The following is a 6,709-nucleotide window of genomic DNA, read 5'->3' as shown; positions in this document are numbered from 1 at the left end:
CGACGGGCGGGATCACGAGAAGCGCCACGATCAGCACGAGGCCGACGATCTTGAGCCCGATGACCGTGACGGCGAGAACCGCCCCCATCATCATCAGGTCGATGCGCCGGACGTCGTAGCCGACGGCGGCCGCATACTCCGCGTCGAAGGCCACGAGGATCATCGGCCGCCGCATCAGCCATGTCGCGACCACGGCGAGAAGGCCGCCCGCCGCGATCGTCAGAGCGTCCTGCCGCAGCATCCCGGCGGTCGAGCCGAGGAGGAAATCCTCGAGCCCCGCCTGCCGCCCGGCGCTCATCGCCTGGATCACCGTCAGAAGCACGATGCCGATGCCGAAGAAGACGCCCAGCACCGCGCCGATGGCCGCATCCTCGGCCAGCCGCGTGCGCTGCACCATCCACTGCACGAGGAGGAGGCCGACCCCCGCCGTCACGGCCGAGCCGATCAGAAGCCCCGGCAGGTTCCGCCCGTCGCCGCCGAGCGCCACCATGACGATGAAGGCGAGGCCCACGCCCGGCAGCGTCGCGTGCGCGATGGCGTCCGAGACGAGCGCGCGCTTGCGCAGGTAGAGGAAGGTGCCGGTCGAGCCCGCCGCCGCGCCCAGCAGCGCCGCGCCCACCGTCACCAGCGCCGCGTTGTAGCCCGCCTGGAGGAGCAGCGCGTCGAGAAGCGCGCTCACCGCCCCGCCCCGGTCAGGACGAGCTCGTCCACATGCGTCGCCTGCAGCCGCCCGCCATAGGCGCCGGACAGGGTCTCGGGCGTGAAGGCCTCGGCCACCGGCCCTTCGGCGATGGGCCGGACGTTCATCAGGAAGACCCGGTCGAAATAGGCCGCGACGGTCGCGAGGTCGTGGTGCACCGCGACCACCGTGCGCCCGCCCGCCTTGAGGTCCTTCAGCACCTCGACGATGGCGCGCTCGGTCGCGGCGTCGACGCCCGCGAAGGGTTCGTCGAGGAGGTAGAGGTCCGCCTCCTGCGCCAGCGCGCGGGCGAGGAAGACGCGCTGCTGCTGCCCGCCCGAGAGCTGCCCGATCTGCCGCGTCGCGAAGTCGGCCATGCCGACGCGGTCGAGGCAGTCGCGGGCCAGCGCCTCGGCGCGGCCCGTCAGCCGGCCGAAGAGGCCCGCCTTGCGGTAGAGGCCCATCTTCACGACGTCGAGCGCGCTCGTCGGAAAGTCCCAGTCGACGCTGGCGCGCTGCGGGACGTAGGCGATCCGGGCGCGCGCCTCGGCGAGCGGTCGGCCGAAGACGCGCACCTCGCCCGAGACCCGCGGCACGATGTCGAGGCAGGCCTTGAGCATGGTCGACTTGCCCGCGCCGTTCGGCCCGATGATCGCGGTCATCGTGGCCTCGGGGAAGGTCGCGTCGACCGAGAAGACTGCCGGTTTCTCCGCGTAGGAGACGGTGAGGCCGCGGACCGCGAGCGGCGCCTCGGGCGGCGCCGCGCCGGGTCCGCGGCCGATGCGGGCCGCAACGACCGGAGTGTCGTGTGGCCCGCCCGCCATCAGTTCAGCAGCCCCTGCATCCCGCGGTCGGGAACCTCGCCCCCGAGCGCGGCCGCGATCGTGGTCGCGTTGTGGTCGATCATGCCGACATAGGTGCCCTCGTAGGTGCCCTCTTCGCCCATCGCGTCGGAGAAGAGCTCGCCGCCGATGACGACCTCGTGGCCCTGCGCGGCGGCGCCCTCGATGAGCGCGCGGATGTTGCGGTCGGAGACCGAGCTCTCGACGAACACGGCGCGGATGTCGCGGGCGACCAGCATGTCGACGAGTTCCGCGATGCGCTGCAGGCCCGCCTCGCTCTCGGTCGAGATGCCCTGGATGCCGGCGACCTCGAAGCCGTAGGCCGAACCGAAGTAGTTGAAGGCGTCATGCGCCGACAGCAGGACGCGGCTTTCGGCGGGAACCGTCGAGAGCACGCGCGCGGTGTATTCGGCCAGCGCGGACAGTTCCTCGAGATGCGCCTCGGCGTTGGCGCGGAAGGTCTCTGCGCCCTCGGGATGCACCTCGGTCAGGGCATCGCGGATCTCGAGCACCACGAGCGACCAGAGGTTGGGGTTCATCCAGACATGCGGGTCGTGGCGGCCCTCGTAGTCGTCGTGGCCGACGAGGAGGTTCGTGGGCAGCGCCTCGGCGACGGCGACCACGGGCTTCGTTCCTGCGAGGTCGAGCAGGAACTCCTCCATCTGGGCCTCGAGGTAGAGGCCGTGCCACAGCACGAGGTCCGCCTCCGCCGTGGCCACGATGTCGCTGCGGGTCTGCCGGTAGGCGTGGGGATCGACGCCCGGCCCCATCAGCGCGCGGACCGCGACGAGGTCGCCGCCGACTTCGCGCGCGGCATCCGCGATCATGCCCGTCGTGGCGACCACGTCGAGCCTGTCCTGCGCCAGCGCCACCGGCGCGGGGAGGGACATGAGGGCCGCGCAGGCGGCGGCCAGAAGTATCGTCTTGCGAAACAGCACCTTGATGCTCCCTGGGAGGCGGATCGCACGGGATCCGGAATTCCGCCGTCGTCAGGGAGATAATGCGAAGCATTCGCAAAGTCAATGTAACTGCGAGTCATTCGCAGAGTGATCGCCGCGAATCCGGTGACGCGTCGCTTGATGCGCGTCGGGCCTCGCATGCGCCGGCCGGGGAGGCGCATGCGCCGGAAGCCGAGCCCGTTGACGCCCGTTCGTTCGGTGGTACCCCCGTGGCGCAAGGGCCTGAGGTGTGGAGGCCGGCGGTGGTTTCCGCAGCCGACCGGCCTCGATCGCTCGTCCGTCCTGCGCCGGCGAAACCCGGCGCAGGCGCCTGGTTCGCCGTCAGAACTCGTGCCAGGACGATCCTCCGGCGGACTGGCCCGCCTGTTTCTGTGCCCGCGGCGCGCTGGCCGCGGCGTCCGCGCGGCCCTTCCAGTCGGCGACACGCGGCGTCACGTCGACAATGGCGGTCTTCTCCGCCGGCCGCGCCGGAGCGCTGCCCTCGCCCTTCCGGACGGCGCCGATCCGGAATTCCGACAGGGCGGCGAGCAGCGCGTCGGACTGCGCGAGGAGGTCGGCGGCAGAGGCGGTCGTCTCCTCCGCCACGGCGCGGTTCTGCTGCGTCGCGTGGTCGAGCTGGTTGACGCCGGTGTTGATCTCCTTGAGGCCGCTGGCCTGTTCGGAGGCGGCGGACGCGATCTCGGCCACGAGCCCGGAGGCTTGCTGCGCGCACTGCAGGATGTCCGCGAGGCTGTTTCCGGCCCGGTTGACGAGGTCGGAACCGGCTTCGACCTGCGCCGCGCTCTCGGAGATGAGCGCCTTGATCTCGCGCGCGGAATCCGAGGCGCGCTGCGCCAGCAGGCGCACTTCGGAGGCGACGACCGCGAACCCGCGACCCGCCTCCCCGGCGCGTGCGGCCTCGACGCCCGCGTTGAGCGCGAGGAGGTTGGTCTGGAAGGCGATGTCGTCGATGACGCCGATGATCCGCGTGATCTGTTCCGAGCTCTTCTCGATGCCCTGCATCGCCTCGACGGCCTGTCCGACGACCTCCGCGCCGGTTTCGGCGAAGGTCCGGTTCTGCGTGCTCGCGGTTTCCGCGCCCGCGGCACGTTCGGCGGTCGAGCGCACGCTCACGGTGAGCTGGTTCAGCGCGGCCGCCGATTCCTCGAGCGTCGCCGCCTGCGATTCCGTGCGCGCCGACAGGTCGCGGCTGGCCTGGGTGATCGCCTGCGAGCCCGAACGCACCCCTTCCGCGATCGAGGTCACGCGGCCCATGACGTCGCCGATACGGTCGATGACGCTGTTGTAGCTGTCGCGCAGCGCCTCATAGGCTTCGGGAAAGGGGTTCTCGGCCGTGCTGTCGATGTGGCGGCTGAGATCGCCATCCGAGAGGCGCGAGAGAGCCTCCTTCAGTTCGTTGACGACGCGCACCTGTTCGACCCGTTGCCGTTCGCGCTCGGCCTCGTTGGCGCGGGCCTCGGAGGCCAGGCGAGCGCCTTCGGCGAGTTCCGTCTGCAGGTCGGCGACCGCCCGAGCCATCAGGCCGATCTCGTCCTCGGACTTGAGCTTCGGAGGCTTCTTCGTGAAGTCCTTCCGCGCCAGCGCCGCCACCACGTCGGTGGTCTGCCGGAGCGGTCGCATGATGTAGGCGAGAATCCCCACGACGTTCAGGATACCGATCGTCAGGGCGATCGCGATCGCCAGTTTCAGCCCCCACATCATGCCAGCGAACGTCTCGTTGATGGCCGTCAGCGGCGTTCCCGAGAAGAGGGCGCCGGAGATCTCGCCGGTACTGGAGAACACAGGCTCGTAGACGGCGAGATACGGCTGGCCGAGAATGTCGATCTCGCCCACGAAGGCACGACCCGCCATGAGGGACGCATGTGCCGCGCCCTGTGAGTCCAGCAGGGTGCCCGTGGCGCGCGTACCGTCCGCCGCCACGATGCTCGTCATGAGCCGCCGGAAGACCCCTGCGGCGGGCTCGAACTCGAAGAAGGTCAGACGGTCGCCGGTCATGTCGGCGACGCGATCGAGCTGGGACAGCGTAAGATCGAGCGGATCGCCGTCCCATCGGGCCGAGGTCACCAGGGAGTCGCGGGGACGCCCGATGCTCACGCTGTCACCGGACAGCGCCAGAACCTCCTCGAACACGCGCAGGGAGCTGATCGCGTCGGTCTGGGCTTCGGTCTCGACCGTGTTGCGGACGAAGTTGTTGACGAAGACCGCGATGATGCCCGCCATCAGCATCATCGACAGTCCCGTCAGGATCGCCAGCTTCTTCACGAGGCTGATGCGTCGGAAAACTCGCATGTCAGTTTCTCCTTGAGTGCGGTCGCGCCGCGAAGGGTTCAGAAAAGTTCGACGGATCCGGATTGGACACGGGGCGCCTCTCGGGTCAGGGCGGGGTCCTGCAGCGCCGCGTTGCGATCTATGAGCAGTTGCTGTGCGCGGCCCGTCGCCGGCCAGAACCGGACGCGGCGCGCCTGCGTCCCGCCGAGGCTCTGCGAGAGGCAGGCGATTCCCTCGCTCCGGAGGAAGGTCAACGCCGCCTCGGCGTTGCGCCGGCCGATGTCGGGCAGCGACGGCATGATGCGTGCCCCGCCGAAGAGCTTGGCCTGCAGCCGGTCGCGCAGCGCGCCGCGCTTGAGGAGCTCGTTCACGAGCCGCTCCATGGAGGCGGAGGCATAGCGCATGTCCGTCCGGTTGCCGTCGTCGGGCAAGAGGAAGTGGTTCATTCCGCCGATCTGCCGGACGGGGTCGTGCAGGCAGGCGGAGACGCAGGACCCGAGAACCGTCTGCAGGGTGGCGCCGGGATGGTCCGTCACCGCCTGTTCGCCCTGGATGACGTGGTGGTCGTGGAACGCGATGCCTGTCATCGCGCCGCCTCCGCCCTGCCGCCGAAGGGCGCGTCCGAGCCGCGCCCGCGGCCAAGGAGCACGTCCGCGATCCGCTCGAGCGGCGCGATCCGGGCCGCGGCGCCGAGTTCCACGGCCGCGCGCGGCATGCCGTAGACGACGCAGCTCGCCTCGTCCTGGGCGACAGTGGCCCCTCCGTTCGCGCGGATGCGGGCCATTCCGACGGCGCCGTCTGCACCCATCCCGGTCAGGAGCGCTGCAGCCACCCGCGTTCCGAACTCGGCCGCCGACTCGAACAGCGCGTCCACGGAGGGGCGGTGCCCGTGCCTCGGTGGCTCCTCCCGCAGGTGGCAGCGCGGAGCGGTACCGCGCTGCAGGACGAGGTGGCGATCCGGGTCTGCGGCCACGTAGACATGACCTTTCTCGACGGGCTGTCCGTCCCTCGCGGCGAGGACCCGGGGGCCGCAGCGCGTGTCGAGCCGCGCGATCATGCCTTCGACGTAGCCGGGGCGGATGTGCTGCACCACGAGCGTCGGCGGGCAGTCCGCTGGGAACGCGGTCAGAACGGTCTCGAGGGCCGTGACGCCGCCGGTCGATGCGCCGAGGACGATCAGGCCCGGCGCGGCACCCGCCGCGGGCGGAGCGGGCGGCCGGGTCTGTGCGGACGGCGCGGAGGGTGGCATGGAAGCCTTCGCGGGCGTGTCGGAGGACATGGCGCCCAGGAGCCCGTCGAGCAGGACCTCGGCCTTCGGCGACCGGCGCAATTCCACGAATTGGATGGATTTTCTCATCGGAACCGGCGTCATGTTGCGCGACGGCTCGCCGAACATCACGAACGGGACCGACAACGCATCGACCAGACGCAGGAACATCGCGATACCGATGTCGCCCGACATCTCCACCGCGAGGGCGATTCCGTTCGGCTGCCGCGACTCGGCCAGGTCGAACGCTTCCGACAGGGACGCGGCCTCGATCGCCTCGATGCCCTGCATCTGCGACACGAGACGTTGCCTGCGCACGGGATCGGGGTCTGCAAGCAGCAGTCGCAGGTTCTTTGCGCTCGAATCGGACATCGCGATGGGCCTCGGCTGAACGGGCGCAACGCGTCGCCCGACCGTTTGCCTGACACACCCGAGTAAAGAAACCCTTGCCCGTTCAGGCGGTTTGGCGGCCCGCCCGCGCGGGCATCCGCGCCGTTCGAGAACAGCCTCGCGGCGAAACCAATCGTTAAGCGGGGCGTGCCTATCTGTCCTCCGAGGCCCGGCGGCGCCGGATTCGCTCTGTGCCGGGCACCATGCCCGCGGCGCGGCGGGCCGGTTGCGGTTGTTACTGGAGAAGCTGCGTGGACGACGTTCTGAAGCTCCCCGAAAACCTGGACGTCGCCGGTGCGCGATT

The 6,709-nt window shown here is 70.3% G+C and carries 6 protein-coding genes; all 6 read right to left on the bottom strand.

Annotated features, from left to right (window positions below):
• Window positions 1-679: metal ABC transporter permease (locus ACTS11_RS07995; protein WP_442639797.1), on the bottom strand; the 679-nt coding region annotated here is incomplete at its 3' end.
• Window positions 676-1,503, bottom strand: coding sequence for a metal ABC transporter ATP-binding protein (locus ACTS11_RS07990; protein ID WP_442639796.1), 828 nt, complete (start codon window positions 1,501-1,503; stop codon window positions 676-678). The genes ACTS11_RS07995 and ACTS11_RS07990, both read right to left, overlap by 4 nt.
• Complete coding sequence (locus ACTS11_RS07985) at window positions 1,503-2,411, bottom strand: metal ABC transporter solute-binding protein, Zn/Mn family (protein WP_442639798.1); 909 nt, start codon at window positions 2,409-2,411, stop codon at window positions 1,503-1,505. Before ACTS11_RS07985 ends, ACTS11_RS07990 begins: the two co-directional genes overlap by 1 nt.
• Before the next feature lie 390 nt (window positions 2,412-2,801).
• Window positions 2,802-4,769: a methyl-accepting chemotaxis protein gene (locus ACTS11_RS07980; RefSeq protein ID WP_442639795.1), complete on the bottom strand. Its 1,968-nt coding sequence runs from the start codon at window positions 4,767-4,769 to the stop codon at window positions 2,802-2,804.
• Between the two features lie 38 nt (window positions 4,770-4,807).
• Entirely contained in the window at window positions 4,808-5,335 is a 528-nt protein-coding gene (locus ACTS11_RS07975; protein WP_442639794.1) for a chemotaxis protein CheD, read from the bottom strand.
• Window positions 5,332-6,709 (bottom strand): chemotaxis protein CheB (locus tag ACTS11_RS07970; protein WP_442639793.1); only part of this gene is annotated, 1,378 nt, incomplete at its 5' end. The genes ACTS11_RS07970 and ACTS11_RS07975, both read right to left, overlap by 4 nt.

The organism is Roseicyclus sp. (genome assembly GCF_052168335.1).
In the GTDB taxonomy this organism is placed as follows: domain Bacteria; phylum Pseudomonadota; class Alphaproteobacteria; order Rhodobacterales; family Rhodobacteraceae; genus Roseibacterium.
Note: the sequence above shows the minus strand (reverse complement) of the source record. Positions and strands in the feature narration are given on the sequence as shown.